Here is a 26,805-nt window from a genome sequence, read left to right as displayed (position 1 = left end):
AATATCAAGGCATCAAAGCAGGCGCATCAAGGCCTGCTGTTTCATTCAGTTCGCACATGATATTCATGTTCTGAATGGCCTGACCTGCCGCCCCCTTCACCAGATTATCTATGACCGACAGAATAACTACGGTATCGCCGTCCAGAGGACGATGAACGGAAATGCGGCACTGATTACAGGATTTGACTGAACGGGTTTCCGGATGACTGCCTGCAGGCAAAACATCAACAAAAGGTTCATGACTGAACTTGTTTTCATACAACGCCTGAAGATCAATGGAGTGATCTTTTACCGAAACATAGGACGTTGCATGAATCCCCCTGATCATGGGGACAAGGTGGGGCACAAAAACCAGCTCGCCCCTGTAACCCTGCCCTCCCATTCTGCCTATTCCCTGTCTGATTTCTGGCAGGTGTCTGTGGCCTGGCACACCGTACGCCTTGAATGACTCCGAAACTTCGCACAACAAACTGGCCACTTTGGCTTCACGACCAGCGCCGCTGACTCCTGACTTGGCATCTATAATAACACTGCCTTCTACCAGAGCATTTTCCATCAATGGCAACAGACCCAGCTGTGCAGCTGTCGGATAACAGCCCGGATTAGCCACCAACTGCGCAGTTTTAATGGACTCCCGATTCATTTCTGGCAAACCATAGACCGCTTCTGCCAGCAGTTCGGGACAGGCATGATCAATACCATACCATTGCTTCCAGTCAGTAGCACTGGCCAGACGAAAATCAGCAGCCAGATCCACGACTTTCACACCTTTGTCCAACAGTTTGGGCACGGAATTCATGGCAATTCCGTTGGGCGTTGCGAAGAACACAAGATCACAGGTGGCCAAGACATCATCGTCTGGCTGTGAATAGACAATATCCATCTTGCCTCTAAGCCCTGGATATAGCTCACTGACGGGCTTGCCTGCCTCTTTTCTTGAAGTAATCACCGTTACTTCAACGTCGGGATGAATCGCCAAAAGACGCAGCAACTCTGCTCCGGTATAGCCGGTACCACCAACAATGCCTACCTTGATCATGGATACAACGCCTTAAAAATAGAATATTTATTTAAAATAATAGAATAAATATTTATAAAAGCTCTTTCAAGACTCGCTTCTGCAAATATTCTTTGTGACACTCCCCGCCTTGTCGAGGGTTTACGGCGATTTTGCTAAAAGATGATGCTATTTGGCCCAAGACTACGATAAATATCCCGCAAGCTCTCACCAGCATGCAAAGACTGTTTAAGACAGCGAGTCACTCTAACAGCAGGGTTTCAACAAAACAACGTTCATAACACAACCTAGCCGGTTTACAATACTCAGGAATTCACTCACCCTTGCACCCGGATATCGAACTCTGGCGTCTTTTCCGCTACTCTCTATCCGCTATCAGTAATCAAAAATCAAGGATCTCGCGCATGCTCTGGGTTAAAGCCTTTCATATTATCGCCATGGTCTGTTGGTTTGCAGCCCTTTTCTACCTGCCAAGACTCTTTGTTTATCACGCCATGAGCGAAGATCAGGTCAGTAATGAACGATTCAAGATCATGGAGCGCAAGCTTTACCGTGGGATTGCCCTGCCGTCCATGATCGCCACTCTGGTGCTGGGTATCTGGTTACTCCGTTTCAACCCGTCCTATTATATGAGCAGTGGCTGGATGCACGCCAAGCTGGCATTGGTGGTTCTGCTGATTGGCTATCACCACATGTGTGGCGCGTTCCTGAAAAAGTTTGCCAATGATGCCAACACTAAGTCAGACAAATTCTACCGTATTTTTAATGAAGTGCCGGTTCTGCTTCTGGTGGCTATTGTAATTCTGGTTGTAGTCCGTCCCTTCTAAGGATTAACAACCTTGCGTTTCCGGCATATCTGCCGATAAGACGCCCTGAGTGGTGACACCCCGAACAGGTGTTTCCAAAGCTCGGGGGATCCAGTTATGAAGCGCAAAGATTATAAAGTCATATTCAAAGGGCAGATTCTTCCTGGCTTTTCCGAAGCTGAAGTCAAAAATAATCTGGCCCGTTTGTTCAATGCCGATGCGCAGCGCATTGACCGCCTTTTTTCAGGCAAGCCCTACGCGGTTCGAAAGCCTGTCACCAGGAAAGAAGCCCGCAAATACGAAGAAGCCATTAGAAAGGCCGGTGGACAATGCCGGATTATGACCCTGGATGGCTCAAAAACATTACCACCCACTGAAGAAAACAGCTCATCTATCTTTGCCGAGACCTCGCTGTCCAGAGCACCCCGACAAAATAGTAATGAGCCATTGCGGCTGATAAGACGCATCGGACGAACCCGCTACCTGGCCATGAGTTGGCTGGTCGTAGCTGTAGAAGCTGTTGCCTTCCTGCTCCCTGATTATCTACCAATGCTGATTGGAGCAGCCCTGACTATTCAGCAGACTGTGTCAATGGTTCTGGGCATTCACAGTCTGGCAATCATGCTTACACTTTATCTGGTCATTACCCGACTTCACGATATGGATCGAAGCGGCTGGCTGTGGCTGTTTCTGGTCATTCCAGTGGTCAATATTCTGCTGCTTTTCTGGCTCAGTATCGGGCCGGGCACAGAAGGAAAAAACAACTATGGGGAGCCGCCGTTACCACCAGCCAATCTGACACGTGCACTGGGCATTTATCTTCCCATCTCATTGATGCTTGTTGGAGTCGCTGGCGCTTATCTCTATCAGGAACAACTGGTGACCTGGATTCAGATGTTGCCTGAAGCGACCAAGAAATGGACGGGGCTTGAGTATCCGGGATAAAAGGCTAAATTACCTTTGTGCCCTGAACAGATTCTAACGATATGATTTTCCTATCTGCGGAATACCTTTCCCCGGACTGTAGAAATTCCGATAGAGGCATTCAAAAATAGTATCTGAATACGCATCTTTACGCAGTCCACTGACCTGCATCAATGGTTATAATCGAAACTTTTATAACGTTGCCCGTATTATGAGCCGATATTCGTCTGGTGAATTGCAAAGCATTTTTATTCATCCCTGGTTTTCGAATATCTGTCCTGCGGGCCACCATGATGCAAACAGTTCCTTCAGTATTGAACTCAGGGTGCTTCGGCACACAGAGTCAAACTACTGTTGACACATACCCCTTCAGAAGGCTGACCGGAGTCAATCGGTCAGCCTCCCATTGCAAGTATTCTGCTAGGTACTATTTCAATGAGCAAAGACAGCATTCTGGTCATCAACTGCGGCAGCTCATCCCTCAAATTCGCAGTGATTAACCCGACAACGGAAGAAGAGAAAATCAACGGCATCGCTGAACGCCTGGACAGCAGCGAAGCGGTTCTGCGCTGGAAGGTCAAGGGCGAGAAAGGCTCTCAGGCGCTCGGACTGGCTGCACACGAAGCAGCTTTGGAAGCACTCATGGGCCTCCTGCGTGAAGAAGGTCTGGTAGAAGGCATCTCCGCCATTGGTCACCGCGTTGTTCACGGTGGAGAGAAGTTCTCCAAGTCCTGTCTGGTCACAGATGAGGTTCTGCAGGCGATTGAAGACGGCACCAAGCTGGCTCCTCTGCATAGCCCAGCCAACCTTGCAGGTATCCGTGCCGCCCAGAAAATTTTCCCGGGCCTGCCCAATGTTGTTGTTTTTGACACTGCATTCCATCAGACCATGCCAGCCGAAGCTTACCTCTACCCGATTCCATACAGCCTGTACAAAGAACACGGTGTTCGTCGTTACGGCTTTCATGGAACCAGCTATCGCTATGTCGGTCAGGCTGCTGCCGACATGCTGGGTCTGGATATCAATGACAGCAATCTCGTGGTAGCTCATCTGGGTAACGGAGCCTCTGCCTGTGCGATCAAGAATGGCAAGTCCATTGATACCACTATGGGCCTGACACCTCTGGAAGGTCTGGTTATGGGCACCCGTTCCGGTGATGTTGACCCCAACCTCTTCAACTTCCTGAACAAAACTCTGGGCTACACCCTGGAAGAAGCCACCGACCTGCTGAATAAGAAGAGCGGTCTACTGGGCCTGTCTGAAATGGACAGCGACTGTCGCGTTATTGAAGACGCTGCAGCTCAAGGCAATGAACGTGCGCAACTGACCCTGGACGTTTTCTGCCATGTTCTGGCTGAAAAAGTAGCGGGTTTTGCTGCCGCCATGGGTAAGATTGATGCCCTGGTATTCACCGGCGGTATCGGAGAGAACTCCAGCGTCATTCGCAAGAACGTTATTGAACGCCTGAGCATTTTCGGCTTCAAGGTAGACAACAAGCTCAATGATGAAACTTTCCGGGGCAGAAGCGGTGTTATTACCGAGGAAGGCTCAACGATTGCAATGGTCGTGACCACCAACGAAGAGCTAATGATTTCCCGTGACACTCAGGCCCTGATCGCCTGATTCAACCTGGGGTCTGCCTGAAGACCCCATGTTTGACTTGCTTGCGAACATTTCTGGAGCTGCATTATGCGTACGTTTTTTCTGGCCCCAACCCGATATGGAGTCGGCCTGACTTCAGTCTCCCTGGGTCTGGTGCGGGCACTCGACACTCTGGGCCTGAGGGTAAAATTCTTTAAGCCCATTGCCCAGTTGCATACGACGGATAAAGGACCTGAGCGTTCTACACGACTGGCTCAGCGTATTATGGACCATGAGCCACCGACACCGATTACCACCCAAAGGGTTGAAAACCTGCTGGGAGACAATAAAGGTGATGAGATTATGGAAGAGATTGTCGCTCTATTCGACGATGCTTCCGAAGGGGCTGAAGTGGTCGTAGTCGAAGGCTTGGTTCCCACCCGTGACATGCCTTATGCCAACCGCCTTAACAGCGATATGGCCAGAACATTGAACGCCGATATTATTCTGGTTTCAGAAAAAGGCAAGGACTCTCTGGAAGATGTTGCAGATAAACTGGAAATTGCTGCCGACAGTTTTGGTGGCATCAAAAACCCCAGTGTCATCGGTTATATCCTGAACAAACTGGATAAAGAGCTGGTTGAGCAACTGACTGAAGATCAACAATTCAGACCCTTGCCCGAGTTTACTCGCAAGAGCTTCTTGCCCCTGGGTTACATCAGCTACGATCCACAGCTGAGTTCACACCGCACTCTGGACATTGCCCGCCATCTGGGTTGTGAAGTCATTAACGAAGGTGACATTGCCCAGCGTCGTGTTAATTCCTACACACTGAGTGCCAGAACTCCCAGTAACATGATCCAATACCTGAAGCCCGGTAATCTGATCATTACTGCCGGTGACCGTGATGATATTGTTCTGGCAACCTCTATGGCAGCCTCCAACGGTGTTCCCCTGCCCGGATTGTTACTCACCAGCGGAATCAGAATGTCCAAGGCTGTTCAGGAGCTCTGTGCCAAAGCATTCTCTACCGGTCTGCCAGTCCTGATGACTGAAGATGACTCTTATACGACCGCTACCCGTCTGGATCGCATGAGTGACGAGCTGCCTCTGGACGACATGGAGCGTATTGAAAAAGTGATGAACACCATCGCCGAGAATCTTAATAACAACTGGTTCAAGCAGCACTGCGGAGGTCTGACAGAGCGTCGTCTTTCGCCTCCGGCATTTCGCTACAGTCTGGTGCAACAGGCAAAAGCAGCTCGCAAACGCATTGTTCTGCCAGAAGGTGATGAGCCAAGAACCATTCAGGCTGCCATCATCTGTCAGGAACGCGGCATTGCCGAGTGTATCCTGCTGGGTAATCGCGAAGTCATTGAACAGGTGGCTCGTGACAACGGTTTTGATCTGCCAGAAGGGCTGATTATTATGGACCCCAGGAGTATCAGTCAGCGTTACATTGAGCCCATGGTCGAACTGCGCAAGCATAAAGGCCTGAATGCTCCTATGGCAGAAGCTCAGCTGGAAGATACCGTTGTTCTGGGTACCATGATGCTGGCCACGGACGAAGTGGATGGCCTGGTTTCCGGCGCTGTCCACACTACGGCCAACACCATCCGTCCGGCTTTCCAGCTGATCAAGCCGAAAAAAGACGCCGGTGGACTGGTATCTTCCATCTTCTTTATGTTGCTGCCTGATCAGGTTCTGGTGTACGGTGACTGCGCCGTTAATCCAAACCCTGACGCAGAAGCTTTGGCTAACATTGCCATTCAGAGTGCCGACTCCGCCAGAGCCTTTGGCATTGAGCCGCGCATCGCGATGATCAGCTACTCTACAGGCTCTTCCGGCATTGGTGCAGACGTTGAGCGTGTTCGCGATGCTACCCAGCTGGTTCGTGAGAAGCGCCCTGATCTGGTGGTTGACGGTCCACTGCAGTACGACGCTGCGTCCGTCGAATCTGTTGCCAAGAGCAAGGCGCCCGACTCAGACGTTGCTGGTCGTGCAACTGTCTTCGTATTCCCGGACCTCAATACGGGCAATACTACCTACAAAGCTGTACAGCGTAGTGCCAATGTCATCAGTGTAGGTCCAATGCTTCAGGGTCTGAACAAGCCGGTCAACGACCTCTCCCGCGGTGCTCTGGTGGACGATATTGTCTACACCATTGCCCTCACCGCTATTCAGGCTGCTGCCGAAAAAGCCTGACTCTGCCTTTTGTTCGGGGGAGACAAAATGTCTCTCCCGTCATTTATGCAAATCAAATATCTCATCTCACTGTCGTTTGTTTATCCTGCTACACATCTTCCTGAACACGACCGCGAATAATCTCTTAATCATTCGAGGCAACACATAATTGTCACACTTCTTGCTTAACATTTATGAACAATCATTCAAGTAAGGAGAAACTGTGTCGACATTGGATTATTACGCCCTGAAGAAAATAACAAAAGCAGAGAAATTGACAATGAAACTTCATCTTAATACCAAGTCAACGGTTACCTGTAACTGCTGCGGCCATTCCGAAACTGAAACCATGCCACTGGATGCTTGCGTTTATCTCTATGAATGCAGAAGCTGTAAAAACCTGATGACTCCCCAGAGAGGGGACTGCTGCATCTTTTGTTCTCGTGGCTCCCATCCCTGCCCCACCAGCCAGAAAGAAAGCAGAAGCTATCGAGTAATACCCAAGCAAGAACAAGCAGCCACGGAAGCCTCACACTATGAGACGAGCCAAACGATGGCAGGATAATCTGTCTGCCAGCCCGTAAAGGAGCCAGTGAGGCCGACGAACGCTTATCTCAGAACAGTTTCGGCACACTGGCTGGCTTTTCAATATTTATTGATGTTTGGGATCCGGTATCAAATTTATCTCTACCCTTCTGTTCAGCGCACGACCCTGCATGGTGTTGTTATTGCCAATAGGATCTGAGGCTCCCGCACCAGAATAGGTAACGCGTGACCCGGAAACCCCTTGATATATCAGATAATCCGCCACACTCCTGGCCCGATCCTCGGAGAGAGGCAGGTTAATCTTGTTAGTCCCGGTGCTGTCGGTATAGCCAACTATGTCAACCAGATTCTTGTCGAACTCCTTGACAACTTTGGCAACAGAACCCAGAACAGGATAGAAACTGGACTTGATCGCTGACTTATTGGTATCAAATGTGATGTTAGAGGGCATGATTAACTTGAGGTTATCTCCATCCCGTTGTACCTGAACACCGGTTCCCAGCAACTCTTTTCTGAGCGCTGCTTCCTGCCTGTCCGTGTAATAACCATAGCCAGCTCCGGCTGCAGCACCAATCGCAGCGCCCTCCAGAGCCCCTTCGCCGCCACCGACCAAACCGCCAATGACAGCACCGGTAACTGCACCAATGCCACCGTATGCAGTGGTTTTACTGACTTCCTTCTCACCAGTGTATGGATTGGTCGTATGACAACCCGCTATGACCGCAGCGGCGGCAACGACCAATGACATTCTTTTCAGCTGCATTAACATGTTCACTTCTCCTAACCGCGAATAATGCTGTTTTCCCGGATTTCTTCGCCAATACAGGTATCCGGACCATGACCTGTAACTACAGTGGTTTCCTCATCCAAAGTGTACAGACGATCACGAATGGACTTCTCTATTGCTTTGAAGTCACCACCCCAAAGATCCGTTCTACCAATTGATCGGCGGAACAGGGTGTCTCCAGCGATCAACAGATTCTCTTTCACAAAGTGGAAACACATGGACCCAGGGGTATGTCCGGGAGTATGCATCGCCACCCCCCCACAGCAAGGAAGCTCCTGATCATCATTCAGCCAGAAGTCAGGATCTGGAACAGGGTTATAGGGCACACCAAACATACGACACTGAGTTTCGAGATTATCCCAGAGGAACTTATCTTCTTTGTGAAGATGAATGGAAGCACCAGTCTTTTTCTTGATTTCACCGCTAGCCAGGAAGTGATCCAAGTGAGCATGAGTATGAATCAACGCTACTGATTTTAGTCCGTGACTCTCCAACTTGGCAAGAATCACATCAGGATCACCACCGGGGTCGATGACGATGGCTTTCCTGGTAATGGGGTCACCAATGATGGTGCAGTTACACTGCAAAGGCCCCACAGGAAATGTTTCTTTGATCAGTGATGGATATTGCTCGGTCATTCTAGGGAACCTGCGAATAAGATTTGATTTCTTCCAACCTTTTTGTTTTCAGCAAAGCCAGATCGATATTCAGAAAAGAGAGTGGCTGTTGAACGGACACTCTTTGACAGGGCTTTGACGCGGAGATTATCACATATCGGGGGATCTTATTCGCCAGCTTACGTTCGAAGTGTCTGGTGTGCCAAACTCCAACTCCAATCTCAGGGAAGTCTTACCAGCACCTTCATTCGCCCACGACCCTGACTCAAAGAAATACTCAACCGCGTATTGACGGGAGCACCTCGCAGATTCAGCCTGACCAATGAATTACAAACGGTCAGCCGCCTCATGACGACTTCTTCTGGCAACCCGCCAAATATCGGGTAGGGATAGCAGGGTTCTGCGTCACAAGAGCCCTGTTCTTCGTCAAAGTCTTCCAGCAGATCAGGCAGATCAAAACGGAGAGCCATAACTAAACCTCCAGCAGCAGCCTTGGGAAGTGCCAGCCCGGAAGCCCGAACGAGGGCCACCGGAACTCTATAACCGACTATCCGAGCCGGATAGCACGTAGAATTGTAGACAACCCCTGCAGAGCCCATGAATCTTTTTTGAGCACTGGCACGCCAATCACCAAATCCCTCAGCGCATCCTGCTCAGCCATTAATTGCGATTCGCACTCTCGCGAGACGGTGCTCGTTAACGGATGGACTCAACAACCGTACAAATGGCTTTGCACAGAGTATCCAGATCTTCATCTGAAATGACATAAGGTGGCATAACATAAACCAGTTTACCGAAAGGTCTGACCCATACCCCCTGTTCTGGGAAACGGGTTTGAATTTCAGACATCACCACCGGCTGTCTCAATTCAACCACACCAATAGCTCCCAGAACCCGTACGTTAGCCACCGCTCCAAGCTCATTACAGGGAGAGAGACCAGCCCATAATTTTTTCTCTATGTTAGCCACCTGATTGACCCACTCACCTGAAGATAAAATATCCATGCTCGCCACACCGGCTGCACAAGCCAGAGGATTAGCCATGAAAGTAGGTCCGTGCATGATCGGACCAGTGTCACAGATGGCCTTACTGACTTCTTCGGTGCACATCACAGCTGATAACGTCATATAGCCACCGGTAAGGGCTTTACCTACACACATGATATCCGGGATAACATCGGCGTGTTCACAGGCAAACATTTTCCCGGTTCGACCAAAACCCGTGGCAATCTCATCATGAATGAGCAAGACTTCATGCTCATCACAGAGTGCTCTGACTTTTCTCAGAAAGTCGGGGGAGTAGAAATGCATTCCACCAGCCCCCTGAACGATAGGCTCAATAATAACGGCGGCCACCTGATGATTCAGGGACTCCAGTTCAGAGCGAAAAGGTTCTATATGATGGTCTTCAAGTGTCTCATCGAAGCCGCAGCCGGGACGGGGCACGAAATGATGTTCAGGCAGAATACCGGTAAACAGATGGTGCATACCATTGTCAGGATCACAGACCGCCATGCCCCCGGTCGTATCGCCGAAGTATCCGCCTTTAAATGTCAGCAACTTGTTCTTGTTAATCTCGCCCCTGCATTGCCAATACTGCATGGCCATCTTGATGGCTACTTCTACAGCGACTGAACCTGAATCCGCAAAAAATACGGTTTTGATCGGTTCGGGTGTCAACTCAACCAGTCTGCGAGACAGTTCAATGGCGGGCTTATGGGTCAACCCACCGAACATGACATGGGACATTGAATCGACCTGATCCTTAATGGCCTGATTCATAAACGGATGATTATAGCCGTGGACCGTACACCACCAGGAGGACATCCCGTCAATCACTTCTCTGCCATCACTCAAGCGGAGCCTGACCCCTGAAGCACTTTCAACGGCAAACAGTTTATACTGGCTGGGTGTTGTCCCATAAGGGTGCCAGATATGCCGGGCATCAAATTCAAGATCAGATTGTGTGATGGTTCGATCCAAAATGGACTCCAAGGTTTTCAGGTGTTCAGGATGCGATGAATAATAAGCTAAATCCCCGCAACAATTCACTGGGCGGCCAAATGAAAATCCATTCCACAGAATTTAGCCGGGCACTGAATCGCCTCGAGAAATGAGTTACAATTGCTCTTTAACTCATTATTTTTCTTCACCCCGTTTTCTTCAATCACAGTAGAACCAGAAACCAATGACCGCACTGTTCGTCAATCAACTCACCACACTTGATTTCAGTTACCTTTCTCCGGAACGCGGGGTTGTAGGGGAAACCTGGCTGGTCGATGTCGTGCTTCGGGGCGACCTGGATGAACAGGGCATGGTCTTTGACTTCGGCCATGTCAAAAAGCAGATCAAGGCTTCTCTGGACATTCTTGCCGACCACCGCCTGCTTGTGCCTGCTTCTCACGGAGCAATAACCGTCAAAACAGAGAGCGAAGAATGCCTTTCTGTCAACATGCAGACCAGTACCGGTGATGTCATCGAATGCAAGGCTCCCGCCCCTGCAATTTTACTGGTCAATGCTCAGGAAATAACCCCTGAAGCTCTGACCCCCTTTCTCGAAAAAACCTTGCTGGATGAACTGCCAGACAATGTCATCGGTGTTGAACTGGATATTTATCCTGAACAGTTTTCTGGTGCTTTCTACCACTACAGCCACGGCCTGAAAAAACATCTGGGCGACTGCCAGCGAATTGCCCATGGCCACCGTTCTCCTATCCACATCTACCTGGACGGAAAGCGCGACCCGACGCTCGAAGCAGACTGGGCCGAAAACTGGAAAGATATCTACATCGCCACCCGTGAAGACCTGCTGGAAAAAGTGACCATAGGCAGGCGGGATCACTTTCGCTTTGGCTATACCTCAGACCAGGGCTACTTCGAGCTGACTCTGGCAGAAGACCGCTGCTACCTGATTGATACTGACAGTACCGTGGAACTTCTGGCAGAACACATTGCAACCACCCTGAAAGCCCGTACCCCGAATCACTCAGTCCGGGTTGTGGCTTTTGAAGGATTTAACAAAGGCGCTGTGGCGGAAAAATAAATACCCCTGATTCAGGAGGCGTCTTTGACGGGTCAGACTTATGCTTTCAAGCCAAAGCTGTCTTAAGTCGGACTAAAATTAGATCTATCGATCAACAGAAACGGATTTCTTATGGCCATCGAAGACGTCAATAATCGCCCCATTTCCCCCTCAAGCCCTCGACAAGATCCTGAATTGGGCCTTTCCGCTGAGCAACAGGTTGAAGAAGAAGTAAAATTCACTTTTCAAGACCTGAAAAGCCACATGGAAGAGATGTTGCAATTCAATTACGCCGTCATCCATGAACTCCTGGGGCAGATTGCCGCTATCAGTCCCTACAGGGCAGACATGGCTCAGGGTAAACAGCCAGAAGTGGCCTTAACAGAAGCTTCTGATGCCGTCAAAGCAACCCCTGTTGCGCCCGTCGGAAAAGCAAGCGCGTCAGCCTACCTGGCTGGCCTTCAGCACATTGAAGGGATGTTGGGAAACCACGACATCAAGCTTCAGGCAATGCTTGATAAGCTGGCGCTGTCGCGCTCTGGCAGAAAAGTCAGTCTGGAGAGTCAGGGGTTGGAGTTTGAACGTCTGAAATCCATCGTCATTCAGGCAGAAGGCAGAATGAACCAGGTATTAAGCCAGATGCCAGAAACCCTGCCTGAACATCCGGGACGCATGTTAAAGGACATGCTGCCTGAGGTCATCGAAAAATTGCAGCAATACGATGGCAGCTTTCGGGAAGCACTCACCGAAGTGCGTGAAGAAATCCTCAGGGTCAGCTCACCCCGGTGAGAACCGATGATCACCTCACTGCTCCTGAGCATTCTCACCTGAGCATAGGTAATCATAACCCTACGGAGCCCGTTTAGCGTCATGGTACAATCATGGTCATTTTCCTGCTGACAGGTCTGAGACATGACGACTTTTTATCTGAAGGCAAAAAAGATCTTCACTGAAGAAGGCATTCTTCAGGACAGTTTTCTAAAAATAACGGACGGCCGTATTGCCGCTATTGACTGTGTGCCTGAAGAAGGCGCGGTGATCACGGATCTGGGAGACAGTCAAATTGTCCCCGGCCTCATTGATCTGCATATTCATGGCAGCGGTGGCTTTGACGTCATGGATGCCAGCCGCGAAGCCATTAACACCATCTCAAAAACCATTGCTGCTAAAGGTGTCGTAGGCTTTCTTGCCACCACCGTTACTGATACCTGGGAAAGAAACCTCGCGGCCCTGAGAAACGTCAAGCACTGTATCGAGCAGGGCGTTGAGGGTGCAGAAGTGCTGGGTTCCTACAGTGAAGCCCTATTTTTTTCCGAACGTTTCAAAGGCGCCCATGAAAGCAGCTACTTCCTGAAGCCCACAAAAGAAAGACTCGACGAGTTGCTGGCAGCATCGGGTGGCACCCTTCGCTCACTGGCTCTGGCCCCTGAAATTGAGGGCGGCATTGAAGCAATTGAATACCTGACCAGCAAGAATGTCCGCGTCATGATTGGACACACAGGCGCTACTTACGATGTCTGCAAGAAAGCCTTTGCAGCGGGAGCCGTGGGCGGCGTTCATATTTTTAACCAGATGCTCGGATTGCATCATCGTCAACCCGGTACCGCCGGTGCTGTTCTGCACCACCGGGATATCTATGCAGAATTGATAGCAGACGGAGTTCATGTTGACCCCATAGTGATGGACCTGGTTTACCGTCTCAAAGGGGCTGATAAAACCGCTTTGATCACCGATTGCATCTGTGCAGGTGGATTGAGCGACGGGGAATACCAGCTGGGACTGTTGACAGTTCATGTCAAAGACGGTGTTGCCAGAACCGAATCGGGTGCTCTGGCAGGAAGCACCCTGACACTGAATCGTGCCGTCGCCAACATGATCGAAAAAGTGGCTGTAGACCCTCTGAGCGCTGTTCACATGGCTTCTCTGACACCAGCGACTTTGCTCGGCCTGCAGGACGAACTGGGCAGCATTAAGGTCGGTAAGCGTGCATCCATAGCGGTTATGAACAAAAATCACGAGGTCCTGATGACTTTTATCGACGGCAGGCAGGTTTTCAGCCTGTATTGATATCTTGCTCCGGTGGTGCGCTGGCTACTGTAGAAGGCTAACTTACGATTGCCGCTCTTCCCTGGGCGTCAGATCAAAATGGTTTTTATACGCCGTGCTGAAATGTGAAGCATTAGAGAAGCCACAAGCAACCCCCACATCCACTACCGGCCTGTCAGTCTCCCTGAGCAGCTTTCTGGCGCACTCAAGCCTGAGCTTCAAGTAGTGCCTGGAAGGCACAGTATCCAGATATTTTCGAAACAGTCGTTCCAACTGTCTACGGGAAATACCCACCAGAGAAGCCAGTTCATCGGCACCCAGTGGCTCTTCTATATTGGCAGCCATCAACTCTGTTGCTTCCTCAATCTGTGGTTGCTGCTTTCTGACGGGGGGCGCGACAAAAGAAGAAGTCCCCAGCCCACCAAGACGATCCCTGACCAATAATTCTGATACACTGGCAGCAAGATAACCCCCCTGCTCCCGGGCGACCAAAGAGAGCGTCATATCCATAGCAGCCATGCCTGCGCCACAGGTCATTCTGTTTCGGTCCAGTTCAAAAGTCGTCTGGCTCAACACCACCCGGGGATAGAGTTCCTGAAGGGCATCAGCGGCCCCTTCCAGTCGAGCACGATAACCATCAAGAAGGCCTGCACTCGCCAACAGGTTGGCGCCTTTGCCAATCCCGCCCAAAACAGATGCCTCGGACAATGCGGCAGAAGGAATCTGAACACCTGTTTTTGAAGCGACCAGAATCACCACATCCATGAATTCCAACGCCGACTGAGAGGGCTCAATGGAAAGACCCAGGTTACTCGTGACCGATGATTCTGCAATGACAGCACTCTCATAAACGCACTGTCCGGTCGCCTGATTAACTGCTCTCAGCACTTCAAGGGCTGAAGACAACCCCAGCAAAGAGAAGTCGGGATATAAAAGAAAACCGACTTTGCAAGGCTTACTCACCCATAGCTCCTTTCTGCGCTGCAATCTCCGGAACCGAAAAAAGAATTATTCTTCATAGGGAAAAAATACTCGTAAAGCGTGCCTGATGATATCTCTATGGACAGAAGCCAGACTCTGAAAAATTCATCATAACAACTAAAGGCATCTTCTTTCAGTACAGAAATAAGCCTTGCAGCTCAGATCAGGACAATGGCCAGTCAATGCCCCAAAATGTAAATACTGAACAAAGGTGAATGAAGCTCGTCCTTCCACGGCATCCCGTCATCTGCCGTCCCCAGAGGCTGACTAAACGCCAGCAGGTTCAAATTCGACAGAGAGAATACTGAGCGGTAGTCCTCATCAGTCCAGAAAAAATCTTCAAAGACCACCCCCGAATCCGCCACAGAGCATTTAACTCGACAGCCACTGGTAAGCTCCCTGTTTTGAGGGAAGTCATTATCGATCGTCAACCAGTTGCCCTTGAACTTTTGCTCTGAACTGACAATCACTATCGCCGCACCATCGGGCTTTAGTACCCTTTTCACTTCGCGGATCACCGCCTCCATTTCAGATAAAGAGTCTATTTCAACCAGAACATAAGACAACATCACCAAATCATAAGACGCATCGGGACGAGGAATAGCTGCGGAATGAATGCGGGTAAATACCGTGTTCTGATGATCCTTTATAGCCTGATGGAGCATACTGTCTGAAATATCCATACCCTCTACATCAAACCCGGCATCTTTTAATAGCGGAATCATCAATCCTGCACCGCAACCATAGTCCAGCGCCCGGGCTCCCACTTTAACGTATTTATCCAGGATTCCAGGCAGGTCTCTGCGGATCATAAATCCGAGGTGGTTTTTCTCTTCGGCATAAGCCCTTGCTATCTCTTCTGAGTACTCCATAACCTCATATCACTGTGATGGGAACCTGAAGATAAAAAATAGCAGAGCTGTTCAGAAAAAAAGTTTCTCAGCAAATGATCCTCAGAGAAAACTTCAGGTCGCCTGGTGTAAACTGTTCGATCCGACTTTGATCTATAGTGGATAGGCAAGCGGCCAAAACAATAAATAAGTTCATGATAAATCAGCCATGATCGGAAGCAGCGCATTTCAGTCTCTACCCTGTTGAAAGACGCTCACTATATAAAAACCATGTACACCGAGGACAAGAAATGAGCGAATACTCCGTTAACAGAGCGACCTTCGATGAAGTCATGGTGCCTAACTATGCACCACAGGCGATGATTCCCGTTCGCGGAAAAGGTTCACGAGTCTGGGATCAGGAAGGCCGAGAATACATCGATTTCGCAGGGGGTATTGCCGTTAATGCTCTTGGCCACTGCCACCCTCGGCTGGTAAAGACTCTCAAGGAACAGAGTGAAAAGCTCTGGCATATGAGTAATGTTTACACCAATGAGCCTGCTCTGGCTCTGGCCCAGCGCCTGACCGAGATCTCCTTTGCCGATAAAGTATTCTTCTGTAACTCGGGCACCGAAGCCAACGAAGCAGCCTTCAAACTGGCCAGAAAGTATTCTTTTGATCATGTTGGCCCTGAAAAGCATGAAATCATATCCTTCAAAAGCTCCTTCCACGGTCGCAGCCTGTTTGCTGTAACAGTGGGAGGCCAGCCAAGTTACTGTGAAGGTTATGCGCCGGTCCCCGCCGGTGTGACTCATCTACCCTACAACGATCTGGAGGCCCTGAAAGCAGCCATTTCAGACAAGACCTGTGCGGTCGTTCTGGAACCGATCCAGGGTGAAGGTGGGGTAATCCCGGCGGACCCAGAGTTCCTGAAGGGCATAAGAGCACTATGTGATGAACACAAAGCTCTGATGGTTTTGGATGAAGTGCAAACCGGTGTAGGCCGTTCCGGTGAGTTTTATGCTTACATGACCACCGGTGTCATTCCAGACATTCTGACCACAGCCAAATCACTAGGCGGTGGCTTCCCCGTAGCTGCCATGCTGACCACCGACGAGGTGGCCAAAAGCTTCGGCTTTGGCAGCCACGGCAGCACCTATGGCGGTAACCCGCTGGCCTGCGCTGTCGCTCTTGAAACCATCAACCTGATCCACAACGATCAGGTTCTGGCCAATGTCAGCAGCAAACACGAACTCTTTCGAAGCGAGCTGGAACGCATTAACAAAGTCTATGGCATCTTCAGCGAAGTTCGTGGCAAAGGTTTGCTGATGGGTGCAGAGCTGACCGAAAACTGGCACGGCAAAGCCAAAGACTTTCTGGCTGCTGCTGCTGAAGAAGGTCTGATGATGCTGGTTGCTGGCCCGAATGTGCTGAGAATGGCCCCCTCACTGATCATCCCGGATGAAGATATCCGTGAAGGTATGGCAGCACTGGAACGGGCAATTGCCAAGGTAGTCAATTCATAATTAACCACTGCACCGGTCTCTTGCTTCTGGCCGGTGCCCCTCTTTAATCAGAAGAGAATGCCGCATTAGTGTGCATTTCAACAAAAAACATCTCTGAAAATGGTGTTTCATGTCCGACCTTCTTGCCCCGCTACAATCCCTGCTAACCCGTCTGGACAGCCTTCAGGCAGAGATGCTTCTACACACCATTGAACTGGCTGAAATCAACTCTGGCAGTCTCAATGCCACGGGCGTTAATCAGGTGATGGAACGCCTCAGACAAATGACTGCACCTCTGGGTGGAAAACAGGAAGTCATTGACCTGGAACCTTATGAAGTAATTAATGACCAGGGGGAAGTGATTCAACACACATTGGGCAAGGCCCTGAGAATCCGTAAGCGCCCCGAGGCGCCCCTGCAGGTTTTCCTGTGCGGCCATATGGACACTGTGTTCCCAAAAGACAGCTCTTTCCAGAAGGTTATTCAACTTGATGAAGATACTATCAATGGTCCGGGTGTCACCGATTTGAAAGGCGGCATCATTGTGATGCTGAATGCACTCAAAATTCTGGAAGCAAGCCCATGGGCAGATCAAATTGGCTGGGAAATTCTCTTTAACCCGGATGAAGAAATAGGTTCACCGGGTTCTGCTGCGTTAATAAAAGACGCCGCCAGCCGTGTAGATCTGGGCATGATTTACGAACCCTGCTTCCCGGATGGCAGCTTCGCGGGTCAACGCAAGGGCAGCGGAAACTTCACTGCTGTCTGCTACGGCAAAGCAGCCCACGCTGGCAGGGAACATCATCTGGGAAGAAATGCTATTCGTGCCCTGTGCGACTTTGTCTCAGCAATGGATGACCTGAACGGAAAGCGGGAAGGCGTCACATTTAATCCCGGCTATATTCACGGTGGTGGCGCAACCAATATTGTTCCGGACCAATGCATAAGTCGTTTCAATATCCGCCTGGAGAGACCGGAAGATGAGCAGTGGTGCCTTAAGGAACTGCAAATGATTGTCAATGAGATCAGCAGTCGCAACGGTATCCGTCTGGAACTTCACGGTGGCTTTAGCAGAAAGCCCAAGGTACTCACTCCGGCCAATCAGCAACTGTTTGAGCTGGCCAGACAGTGTGGTCATGCCCTGGGGCTGACTCTTGATGTAAAGCCAACCGGCGGCTGCTGCGACGGCAACAACCTGGCCTCAGCCGGCATTCCCAATATTGATACTCTGGGTGTTCAGGGTGGGCATATCCACAGTGAACAGGAGTACCTGAAAATCAGCAGCCTGATACCCAGAGCCAAATTGAGTGCAGCCCTGCTACTGACCCTGGCCCGTAATGAAGCCCTGGGTACCGGAAACGCCTGGCTGAAAAACAAAGAGTTCCGACCATGAAAGTCGTCAGACCTGTTGATTATCAAGACCTCAGTGCTCTGGAAACACTGGCCAACAGCGCCAGAGGCTCAATGACCACCCTGCCTGCAAATCGTGATCATCTGGCAGAATTGATCTGCAAAACCCGGGACTCCCTCGGTCAGGACGTTGAAGATGCCGGAGAAGAAAGCTACCACTTTGTTCTGGAAGATCAGGGGACGGGGGAGATTCTTGGCATATCTGGCATTATTGCCACGACAGGTCTTTCGGCGCCTTTCTATAACTTCCGTGTCGACGAAGAAGTTCATGCCTCCGAGACACTGCAAACCATCAACCGGATGACGGTTTTAAAGCTCTGTCAGGACTACACGGGTTACACCAGCCTTTGCACTCTTTTTATCTCTCAACAACACGACAGCTGGTCTAACCTTCAGTTGCTGAGCCGTGCCAGGCTGCTGTTCATAGCTGAACACAGAGACCGTTTTGCTGACCGTGTTCTGGCAGAAATTCAGGGCGTTGTTGATGAAAACAATCACTCAGCGTTCTGGAACAGTCTGGGCGCTCACTTTTTCCCAATGGCGATGTCCAAAGCCAATTATCTGACCGGCCTTGAGGAAAAGAACTTTATTGCTGACCTGATGCCCCGTTATCCGATTTACACACGCCTGCTGCCGAAGCAGGCAAGAGCAGTCATTGGTGAACCCAGACCCGACCGGGAGCCGGTGTTTAACATTCTTGAACGGGAAGGCTTCAGCTATCAGGGGTATGTGGATATTTTTGATGCTGGCCCCACTCTGGAAGCAGGAACCGACCGGCTAACCACTCTCCGTGACAGCCAGATCCATCAACCGGATCTATCCACAACATCGGCTGAACGAGAAACAGTTTATACACAAAACGACGACTATCTTGTAGCCAATACATCGGCCCGATCTTTTCGATGCATCAGCACGGCTTTCAACCCTCAAGCCCCCACCCTGAAACAGAAAGAAACAGACCTGCTGCAACTGAATGACGGAGACCCCGTCAGAGTGGCAGTTAGCTATTAAAAGACCTTGGACTTATAAAGTTAGAGGATACAGGCAATGACAGAAGCCAAAACAAACACGATCAAAACCCTTCTGGAAGCCATGTGGCAGAATTATCTGGAACTGACCCCTGACGCCCGGACAATCCATAACCTCTTTGCTGCTCAAAATGATGGCTTAGTGATCAATGATCACATTGCATTGCGAACGTACAATCTGGACAGGGTTAGCCTCGAAAAAGTAGCACGCCCTTTTCTCGATGCAGGTTATGTTGCCGGCGGCGACTATGAGTTTCCCGGCAGAAAACTGGTAGCCAAACACTTCCAGCATCCCGACGACACCCTGCCAAAAGTATTTATCAGTGAGCTGCTGGTTGAGGCGCTGTCCATTGAAGCTCAGCAAGTTATCCACAGCCTGGTCAACCAGGTCACTGAAACGTCTGTTCTTCAGGATGATTTCTGTTTTTCAGGACGACCCTGGACGGTCAGTCAGCAAGACTATGACCTGCTATTACAGGAAAGTGAATACGCTGCCTGGGTGGCAGCCCTCGGATACCGTCCCAACCACTTCACTGTCTCCATTAATCACCTGCAATCCCATGATGACATCCAGGTTCTGAACCAGATGCTGCAGGACAATGGTTTCATACTGAATGAAAGCGGCGGTCTGGTGAAAGGCTCTCCCGAAGTGCTTCTGGAGCAGTCATCCACTATGGCCGGTAAAGTCAACGTCAGCTTCTCCGATGGTGACCGGGAAATCCCCGGCTGCTTTTATGAGTTTGCCAAGCGCTACCCTCTGCCCGACGGCAAACTCTATCAGGGGTTTGTAGCCGCTTCTGCTGACAAAATTTTTGCAAGTACTGATACCCGGTCAACCCAATAATCTGGAGTTGTTCAGTTATTGAAGAAGGCAAAAGCGGCAGTGCAGATTTTTTCTCAGGCTGCTCTGTTCAGCTCAATATAATCAAAAACAACAACTATTCAGTGACGTTTTCTTATGATGATAATCAGACCCATCACCGAACAGGATCACGACGCACTCTGGCAGATTGCCCAGATAACCGGCGTGGGTTTCTCGTCCCTGCAACCTGACCCTGAGATGGTTCAGAAAAAGCTCGAATGGGCAGTCAACTCCTTCAGGGCTGAAAAACCTCTGGAAGAAGCTTACTACCTGTTCGTCATGGAAGACATGGAAACAGCAGAGGTCGTTGGTGTCTGCGGCATTGAGTCCGCTGTGGGCCTTAAAGATCCCTGGTACAACTATAAGGTCAACACTCAGGTACATGCCTCCAGAGAACTGGATGTCTATACCCGTATCAAGACCCTGACACTTTGTAGTGACTACACAGGTCACTCAGAACTTTGCACTCTGTTCCTGACACCGCAATACCGCAAATCCAGTAATGGACACCTGTTGTCCAAATGCCGCTTTCTTTTCATGGCCGCTCATGAGCCTCGCTTTGACGAAAGCGTCATTGCTGAGCTTCGTGGTTTTTCCGATGAAGAGGGTGAATCTCCTTTTTGGGAAGCCCTGGGCAGACAATTCTTTGCCGTGGACTTTGTCGAGGCTGATCAACAGGTCGCCCGTGGTAAATCCTTTATCGCCGAGCTGATGCCACGCAACCCGATTTATAGCAACCTGTTACCGGCAAAAGCCCAAAGTGTCATTGGCCAGACTCATGAGGATACCGTACCGGCCAGAAAACTACTGGAGGGCGAAGGGTTCCGATACACCGGTTATATCGACATTTTTGATGGTGGCCCGGTGCTGGAAACTCAGGTTAAAGACATCCGGGCAATCAGGGATTCCCGTCGCTACCGGATCAAAGTCCATAACCACCTGGATACCGATGAAACGGTCTGGCTGATGGCCAATAGTCACTTCCGTGACTTTCGCTGCATCGCCGGGCAATTGTCTTTTGAAGGACTGGAGTTCGTCAACATCAGCCAGAAACAAGCTCAGGCACTGAATGTAGGGGACGGCGATGAACTCAGAGTCGTGCCACTTTTCAACCCACAGCGAAGTCATCGCTAAGAAGCAGTTATTGATAAACAGCCCATGGCTCACTAACGGAGTTACATTATGAAAGGTTCTCTATTTATAAAAGGACAATGGCTTCAGGGTGAGGGGCAGACATTTCATTCCCTGAATCCAGCCAGTGGTGAAATCATCTGGAGTGGTTCTGCTGCTCAACCCTCCCAGGTTGATCAGGCCATTTCAGCAGCCCGAAAAGTCCAGCCGGAATGGGCTGCACGCACTCTGGAAGACCGCATTAAACGGGTGCGCAAGTTTGCCGCACAGGTTGAAGAAAATGCTGACTTGCTGGCCAGAACCATTGCCATGGAGACGGGTAAACCCCTCTGGGAATCCAGAACTGAAGCAGCGGCCATGAAAGGCAAGATTGAAATTTCTATCAAAGCCTGTAATGAGCGCACCGGAACGACAGAAAACACCATGCCCGGAGCCCGCGCTTTTATACGACACAAGCCTCATGGTGTCGTCGCGGTTTTTGGCCCCTACAATTTTCCGGGACACTTGCCCAATGGGCACATTGTTCCGGCCCTGCTGGCGGGCAATACGGTTGTCTTCAAACCCAGCGAACTGACCCCGGCTACTGCGGAAGAAACCATCAAACTCTGGCAGCAGGCCGGGCTGCCGGAAGGCGTGTTGAACATGGTTCAGGGCGAAAAAGAAACGGGTATGGCTCTGGCCAGGCACAAAGGCATTGACGGTCTGTTCTTCACCGGCAGCTCCAATACCGGAAGACTGATCCACCAGCAGTTTGGTGGCCAGCCAGGCAAAATTCTGGCTCTTGAGATGGGTGGCAATAATCCATTAATTATTACTGAAGTTAAAGACCACAAAGCAGCGATACACGACGCTATTCAGTCAGCATTTATTACTGCCGGTCAGCGCTGTACTTGCTCCAGGCGCTTGTTCGTTCCTGCCTCAGAATGGGGTAATAGTTTTATTGATCAGCTGGTCGAAGCCGCTGGCAACATCAAAGTGGGTCAATGGAATGATGAAGACCAGCCCTTCATGGGAGCCGTTATTTCAGAAGCGGCGGCGGACGCTATTCTTCAAGCTCAGACACACCTGCAGCAGCTGGGTGGTCAATCACTGCTGACGAGCCAAAAATTGAAGAAAGGCACCGGTTTACTGTCACCCGGCATTATTGATGTTACCGCCATTAAAGAGCTGCCTGATGAAGAATACTTTGGCCCTCTGTTGCAGGTAATTCGTTACGACCAGTTCGACGAAGCCATTGAACAGGCCAATAACACCCGCTATGGACTCTCCGCAGGCATTTTCAGTGACAGTCGTCAAGACTATGAACAGTTCCTGCACCGCTCCCGGGCCGGAATCGTCAACTGGAACAAGCCCATCACCGGAGCCAGCAGTGCTGCGCCATTTGGTGGTATTGGCGACAGTGGTAACCACCGCCCCAGTGCCTACTTTGCCGCTGATTACTGTGCTTACCCGGTAGCCAGTGTGGAAGCTGAGAGCTTGTCACTCCCGGAAAAACTGGCCCCGGGTTTAAAGCTTTAATAACGCTGGCTCCGAGATCGGAATAGAAGAGATATGAATAAAACTGTTGAAGCCAATTTTGATGGCCTGGTAGGTCCAACCCATAACTATGCCGGCCTGTCTCTGGGCAATATCGCCTCAACCCATCATCAGTCAGCGCCTTCCAATCCCAAACAGGCTGCTTTACAGGGTCTGGCGAAAATGAAGGCATTGCACGACATGGGTTTAGTACAGGGAGTGCTGGCACCCCAGGAAAGACCAGACGTTTATACCCTGCGCAAGCTTGGTTTTAGCGGCAGTGATGAACAAGTGCTTGCCGAAGCCTCACGACAGGTGCCCAAAATTCTTGCCGCATGCAGTTCTGCATCCACCATGTGGACCGCTAATGCCGCTACTGTATCACCCAGCGCCGATACAACCTCTGGCACCGTGCACTTTACACCTGCAAACCTGTGCAGCAAGTTTCACCGCTCCATTGAGCATGAGATAACAGGCAGAATTCTAAAAGCCGTTTTCTCCAGCGAGGAACATTTTACGCATCATCCTGCACTTGTCAGTAGCTCTCACTTCGGTGATGAGGGTGCAGCCAACCATACCCGTTTCTGTCAGAACTATGGAGACGAAGGGGTAGAGTTCTTTGTTTATGGCCGTTACAGCTTTGATGACGCCCGGCCAGCTCCGACAAAGTTTCCGGCTCGACAGAGTCTGGAAGCCTCACAGGCTGTTGCCCGCATCCATCAACTCAATACCAGTCGTACTGTATTTGCACAACAAAACCCCGAAGTCATTGATCAGGGAGTTTTCCATAATGATGTTATTGCTGTGGGGAATCGCAACGTCCTGTTCTGTCACGAGAAAGCTTTCCTGAACCAGGCTCAAGTCTATAACGACCTGAAAAATGCCTATGGCCGGGATGACTTCTGCATTATCGAAGTGCCTGAAAGTCAGATCAGAGTGGAAACGGCAGTGAAAAGTTACCTGTTCAACAGTCAGCTGCTCAGCACTTCCGATCGTGATATGACTATTGTTGTTCCCTCTGATTGCCAGAGCGATCGACAGGTTGCAACCTATCTGGAAGGGCTGGTTGCATCCGATAATCCCATCAATAACATCAAAGTGTTCGACCTGCGTCAAAGTATGAATAATGGTGGTGGACCTGCCTGCCTGCGCCTGAGAGTTGTGCTGACTTCTGAGGAACTGGCTGCCACCAACCAGGCCTGCCTGATAAACGACACTCTCTATGTAACACTCTGCCACTGGGTTGAAAAGCATTACCGCGACAGGCTGACTGAAGCCGATCTTGCCGATCCTGAACTTCTGATTGAGTCTCGCACAGCACTGGATGAGTTAACCGGCCTTCTGAAACTGGGGTCTATTTATCAGTTCCAACAGGTGTAAAGGCCCGGAGCTGATTTTATCTCCGCAAGAGATAGAATCAGCTCATCCATTTCATGGGAGAAAAAAATGAGAACAATGTCGCTTGCCATGGTGGCGCTTATTTCCATAGTCCTTACAGGTTGCGTGAGCCTGACAGCTCCTCAGAAAAATCCCCAGGTCGCCCCCCTGTCGATTACTTCTTCGCCTCTGCATCGATTCTCTTTAGCCGATTTTGATGGTCTGATGTTCGAGCCCATTATCCCCGAAGAAGCGGACCCGATGTTCCCCAGCCGCGAGAGTGCTTATCAAACAATAGAATTCGAGATAGCCAAACAGCTGTCAGCGAAAATGACTATCGATCCTGACCAGATCCCTCAGAATTCATTGATTGTTCGCTATGGCATTGCTTCCGATTCCATCGTCTCCGACGCAGAACTGATTCAATTCTTTGGCACAACGCCGGGACTGGTCACTGAGCCGGGTCAGGAAAAACTGACCATAGCCATTGCTCTGATTCGGGCCAATACCGGCGACGCCCTGTGGAAAGGGGTTGCCCAGGGCACAATAGTTCCCGGACTGAGCAATGAAACACGACTGGCCAGAGCCGAAGCGGCCATAGCCAGAATGCTGGGCAATTTGAAGTAACGTCTAGGATATTGGAGAATGAAGGCAAGTAATCAATTATTCATTTTCCGTAGTTCAATAATTTTCACCTTGTTATAGCTGCTTTCATAACTACCGCAGGCGTTGGTAAGCACGTGGCCGCAGTCGGTACTGAAGGTGGCTGATTCGACCCCCCACATCCCATGGGAAATTGTGGCTTTTTCTACCCATAATCCATCAGCACTCAGGCCAATAATTTTCGACGTTGAATCTCTGCTGGCAGTTATCAGATGACAGCCATCGGGACCGAAGGTGGCTGAGTTGACCCTTGCCTTGTGGGAAAAGGTGGCTAATTTTTCCCATACTCCATCATTGTCATGGCCATAAATTTTCACCTTTCCATCGTTACTGGCGGTCACCAGGTAGAGGCCATCGGCGCTAAAGCTGGCTGAATTGACTCCGTCCTTATGGTGAATGGTGGTTTTTTTCTCCCATTTTCCGTCCTCCTCCTGGCCGTAGATTTTCGCCTTGCCATCAACACTGGCGGTCACCAAATGATTGCAATCAGCGCTGAAGGTGGCTGAGTTGACTACTTTCTTATGTAAAATAATGGCTTTTTCTTTCCATGGCCCGTCATCCTCATGGCCATAGATTTTCACCGTACAATTGCTGACGGTCAACAGATGGCTGCTATCAGCGCTGAAGGTAGCTGAATCGACATCATCAACATGGTAAATTTTCGCTTCTTCTTCCCAGGTTCCCCCCTCCTTCTGGCCGTATATTTTTGCCGTGCCATCACAACTTGCGGTCACCACGTGGGTGCTATCGGGGCTGAAGGTAGCTGAGCTGACAGAGTCATCATGATCGATTGTGGCTTTTTCCACCCATAGTCCATCGCCCATCTTGCTGTAGATCTTCACTGTGTGATCGTCACTGGCGGTCACTAAATGAGAGCTATTGGCGCTGAAAGTGGCTGAATTAACGCATCCATCATGAAAAATGGAAGCTTTTGCTTTCCATGATCCATCGTCCTCATAACCATAGATTTTTGCCGTGCCATCATCACTGGCAATGACCAAATAGCAGCCATCGGCACTGAAGGTGGCCGACTCAACGCAGGTATCATGGAAAATGGCAGCCTTCTCTTCCCATGAACCATCGTCATTACGGCTACAGATTTTCACCATGTCATCATTACCGATGGTCACCAGGTGGCGACCATCGTCGCTAAAGGTAGCCGATTCGATGCCTTCATCATGGAGAATGGTAGCTTTTTCTTTCCATGATCCATCGGACTCCATGCCATAGATTTTAGCCGTGTCATCGTCACTGCCAGTCACCACGTGGAGACCATCTTTACTGAAAGTCGCTAGACTGTATAAGGAGTCATGGGAAATAGTGACTTTTTTATCGACATTGAATGTTCTGCACTTCGACATCAAATCAGTGTTGTTGAAAAAGAACAGAGCAGGAAAACATTCCTCTTCTCGACGCCCAACAAGTGACTCGATTAACGCCTGATTATTCGTAAATTGCCCCACCCAACCTCTGAGTTGCTCATCACTTCTTGCCTTGATAACTGTCTTCATCAGAGACTGTTGAGCTGGAGAAAAACGTCGATACCATTCCTTTGCCAGGACATCTTCTTTTTTAATAAGCTCTCGAAAGTGGGTACATGACTGTTTCAAACGGGCAATATCTTTAAGCCACGGACGGCCAATAATATTTAATTGTGTCGAGCGGGAAGCATTGAGTAGAGGAGGTTTACCATTCTCAAAGGCAGTAATTTCCCTACCCTCACTGACACCGGTTTTTGCTCGCTTCGATTCAGGTTCATCAGGTTCTGGTAAATATGAAACGCCGGTGTTTGAGCTGTTATATATTGAGTCCATGCTTGGTCACTCCTTAGTTTAATAGTTTGTGTTTATCTTCAATCAGGAAGAACATCCAAAATTGAAACTAAGGGTTGGATTCTGTTTTAAAGTAAAAGTTCATAACAGGGTGTTAAGTGAAACTAACAACAGTTTCTGCCTTTCAGCACAAGGTAAAG

Annotated in this window: 24 protein-coding genes; 16 read left to right on the top strand and 8 right to left on the bottom strand. The window is 49.9% G+C overall.

Annotated features, from left to right (window positions below; all coding sequences use genetic code 11):
• Positions 1-4 precede the first annotated feature (4 nt).
• Positions 5-1,039: an N-acetyl-gamma-glutamyl-phosphate reductase gene (argC, locus tag ACOJUO_RS14055; RefSeq protein WP_422137287.1), complete on the bottom strand. Its 1,035-nt coding sequence runs from the start codon at positions 1,037-1,039 to the stop codon at positions 5-7.
• 383 nt (positions 1,040-1,422) lie between these two features.
• Between argC and hemJ the strand changes: the two genes are divergently transcribed.
• The 5 genes from hemJ to ACOJUO_RS14030 all read left to right on the top strand — a co-directional run bounded on the left by hemJ (position 1,423) and on the right by ACOJUO_RS14030 (position 7,078).
• Positions 1,423-1,845 carry a protoporphyrinogen oxidase HemJ gene (hemJ, locus tag ACOJUO_RS14050; protein WP_422132631.1) on the top strand — a complete coding sequence of 141 codons (423 nt, stop codon included), beginning with the start codon at positions 1,423-1,425 and terminating at the stop codon, positions 1,843-1,845.
• Positions 1,846-1,941: 96 nt separating this feature from the next.
• The gene (locus tag ACOJUO_RS14045; protein WP_422137286.1) at positions 1,942-2,769 is read left to right on the top strand and encodes a DUF805 domain-containing protein; all 828 of its coding nucleotides are present in this window, start codon (positions 1,942-1,944) and stop codon (positions 2,767-2,769) included.
• A gap of 414 nt (positions 2,770-3,183) precedes the next feature.
• A complete protein-coding gene (locus ACOJUO_RS14040) occupies positions 3,184-4,371 on the top strand; it encodes an acetate kinase (RefSeq protein ID WP_422132629.1) in 1,188 nt (395 codons plus the stop codon).
• Between the two features lie 66 nt (positions 4,372-4,437).
• Complete coding sequence (pta, locus tag ACOJUO_RS14035; protein ID WP_422132628.1) at positions 4,438-6,534, top strand: phosphate acetyltransferase; 2,097 nt, start codon at positions 4,438-4,440, stop codon at positions 6,532-6,534.
• Positions 6,535-6,793: 259 nt separating this feature from the next.
• Entirely contained in the window at positions 6,794-7,078 is a 285-nt protein-coding gene (locus ACOJUO_RS14030; RefSeq protein ID WP_422137076.1) for a GDCCVxC domain-containing (seleno)protein, read from the top strand.
• A gap of 87 nt (positions 7,079-7,165) precedes the next feature.
• Here the strand turns inward: ACOJUO_RS14030 and ACOJUO_RS14025 are convergent, their stop codons facing one another.
• From ACOJUO_RS14025 to bioA, 4 genes are all read right to left on the bottom strand, one after another.
• On the bottom strand, positions 7,166-7,828 hold the full coding sequence (locus tag ACOJUO_RS14025) for an OmpA family protein (RefSeq protein ID WP_422132627.1): 663 nt from the start codon (positions 7,826-7,828) through the stop codon (positions 7,166-7,168).
• 11 nt (positions 7,829-7,839) lie between these two features.
• Positions 7,840-8,484, bottom strand: a complete 645-nt coding sequence (locus ACOJUO_RS14020; RefSeq protein ID WP_422132626.1) for an MBL fold metallo-hydrolase — start codon at positions 8,482-8,484, stop codon at positions 7,840-7,842.
• A gap of 200 nt (positions 8,485-8,684) precedes the next feature.
• Positions 8,685-8,933 carry a hypothetical protein gene (locus ACOJUO_RS14015; protein ID WP_422132625.1) on the bottom strand — a complete coding sequence of 83 codons (249 nt, stop codon included), beginning with the start codon at positions 8,931-8,933 and terminating at the stop codon, positions 8,685-8,687.
• A gap of 226 nt (positions 8,934-9,159) precedes the next feature.
• A complete protein-coding gene (bioA, locus tag ACOJUO_RS14010) occupies positions 9,160-10,446 on the bottom strand; it encodes an adenosylmethionine--8-amino-7-oxononanoate transaminase (protein WP_422137285.1) in 1,287 nt (428 codons plus the stop codon).
• Between the two features lie 205 nt (positions 10,447-10,651).
• On the opposite strand from bioA, the gene ACOJUO_RS14005 reads away from it, so the two are divergent.
• The 3 genes from ACOJUO_RS14005 to nagA all read left to right on the top strand — a co-directional run bounded on the left by ACOJUO_RS14005 (position 10,652) and on the right by nagA (position 13,552).
• Entirely contained in the window at positions 10,652-11,506 is an 855-nt protein-coding gene (locus tag ACOJUO_RS14005) for a 6-carboxytetrahydropterin synthase (RefSeq protein WP_422137284.1), read from the top strand.
• 111 nt (positions 11,507-11,617) lie between these two features.
• Positions 11,618-12,274: a hypothetical protein gene (locus ACOJUO_RS14000; protein WP_422137283.1), complete on the top strand. Its 657-nt coding sequence runs from the start codon at positions 11,618-11,620 to the stop codon at positions 12,272-12,274.
• Between the two features lie 123 nt (positions 12,275-12,397).
• Positions 12,398-13,552: an N-acetylglucosamine-6-phosphate deacetylase gene (gene nagA / locus ACOJUO_RS13995; protein ID WP_422137282.1), complete on the top strand. Its 1,155-nt coding sequence runs from the start codon at positions 12,398-12,400 to the stop codon at positions 13,550-13,552.
• Positions 13,553-13,594: 42 nt separating this feature from the next.
• Here nagA and ACOJUO_RS13990 read toward each other — a convergent pair whose 3' ends face one another.
• A complete protein-coding gene (locus tag ACOJUO_RS13990; protein WP_422137281.1) occupies positions 13,595-14,494 on the bottom strand; it encodes a GlxA family transcriptional regulator in 900 nt (299 codons plus the stop codon).
• Between the two features lie 197 nt (positions 14,495-14,691).
• Complete coding sequence (locus ACOJUO_RS13985) at positions 14,692-15,384, bottom strand: class I SAM-dependent methyltransferase (protein ID WP_422132619.1); 693 nt, start codon at positions 15,382-15,384, stop codon at positions 14,692-14,694.
• Between the two features lie 269 nt (positions 15,385-15,653).
• On the opposite strand from ACOJUO_RS13985, the gene ACOJUO_RS13980 reads away from it, so the two are divergent.
• The 8 genes from ACOJUO_RS13980 to ACOJUO_RS13945 all read left to right on the top strand — a co-directional run bounded on the left by ACOJUO_RS13980 (position 15,654) and on the right by ACOJUO_RS13945 (position 24,797).
• Complete coding sequence (locus ACOJUO_RS13980) at positions 15,654-16,868, top strand: aspartate aminotransferase family protein (RefSeq protein WP_422132618.1); 1,215 nt, start codon at positions 15,654-15,656, stop codon at positions 16,866-16,868.
• Positions 16,869-16,977: 109 nt separating this feature from the next.
• The gene (locus tag ACOJUO_RS13975) at positions 16,978-18,240 is read left to right on the top strand and encodes a hydrolase (protein ID WP_422137280.1); all 1,263 of its coding nucleotides are present in this window, start codon (positions 16,978-16,980) and stop codon (positions 18,238-18,240) included.
• Complete coding sequence (locus ACOJUO_RS13970; RefSeq protein ID WP_422137279.1) at positions 18,237-19,268, top strand: arginine N-succinyltransferase; 1,032 nt, start codon at positions 18,237-18,239, stop codon at positions 19,266-19,268. Before ACOJUO_RS13975 ends, ACOJUO_RS13970 begins: the two co-directional genes overlap by 4 nt.
• A gap of 36 nt (positions 19,269-19,304) precedes the next feature.
• The gene (locus ACOJUO_RS13965) at positions 19,305-20,129 is read left to right on the top strand and encodes a DUF1338 domain-containing protein (RefSeq protein ID WP_422132615.1); all 825 of its coding nucleotides are present in this window, start codon (positions 19,305-19,307) and stop codon (positions 20,127-20,129) included.
• Between the two features lie 114 nt (positions 20,130-20,243).
• Entirely contained in the window at positions 20,244-21,281 is a 1,038-nt protein-coding gene (gene astA, locus ACOJUO_RS13960) for an arginine N-succinyltransferase (protein ID WP_422132614.1), read from the top strand.
• A gap of 48 nt (positions 21,282-21,329) precedes the next feature.
• The gene (gene astD, locus ACOJUO_RS13955; protein WP_422137278.1) at positions 21,330-22,796 is read left to right on the top strand and encodes a succinylglutamate-semialdehyde dehydrogenase; all 1,467 of its coding nucleotides are present in this window, start codon (positions 21,330-21,332) and stop codon (positions 22,794-22,796) included.
• Between the two features lie 33 nt (positions 22,797-22,829).
• The gene (gene astB, locus ACOJUO_RS13950) at positions 22,830-24,173 is read left to right on the top strand and encodes an N-succinylarginine dihydrolase (protein WP_422137277.1); all 1,344 of its coding nucleotides are present in this window, start codon (positions 22,830-22,832) and stop codon (positions 24,171-24,173) included.
• 66 nt (positions 24,174-24,239) lie between these two features.
• Complete coding sequence (locus ACOJUO_RS13945) at positions 24,240-24,797, top strand: hypothetical protein (protein ID WP_422132608.1); 558 nt, start codon at positions 24,240-24,242, stop codon at positions 24,795-24,797.
• A 32-nt stretch (positions 24,798-24,829) separates the two neighbouring features.
• On the opposite strand, the gene ACOJUO_RS13940 is transcribed toward ACOJUO_RS13945, so the two are convergent.
• Positions 24,830-26,647, bottom strand: a complete 1,818-nt coding sequence (locus ACOJUO_RS13940; RefSeq protein WP_422137276.1) for a WD40 repeat domain-containing protein — start codon at positions 26,645-26,647, stop codon at positions 24,830-24,832.
• Positions 26,648-26,805: the final 158 nt, after the last annotated feature.

The sequence above is a fragment of the Endozoicomonas sp. ALC020 genome (assembly GCF_049275935.1).
Lineage (GTDB): Bacteria > Pseudomonadota > Gammaproteobacteria > Pseudomonadales > Endozoicomonadaceae > Endozoicomonas_A.
This window is presented reverse-complemented; position numbering and strand designations above follow the sequence as displayed.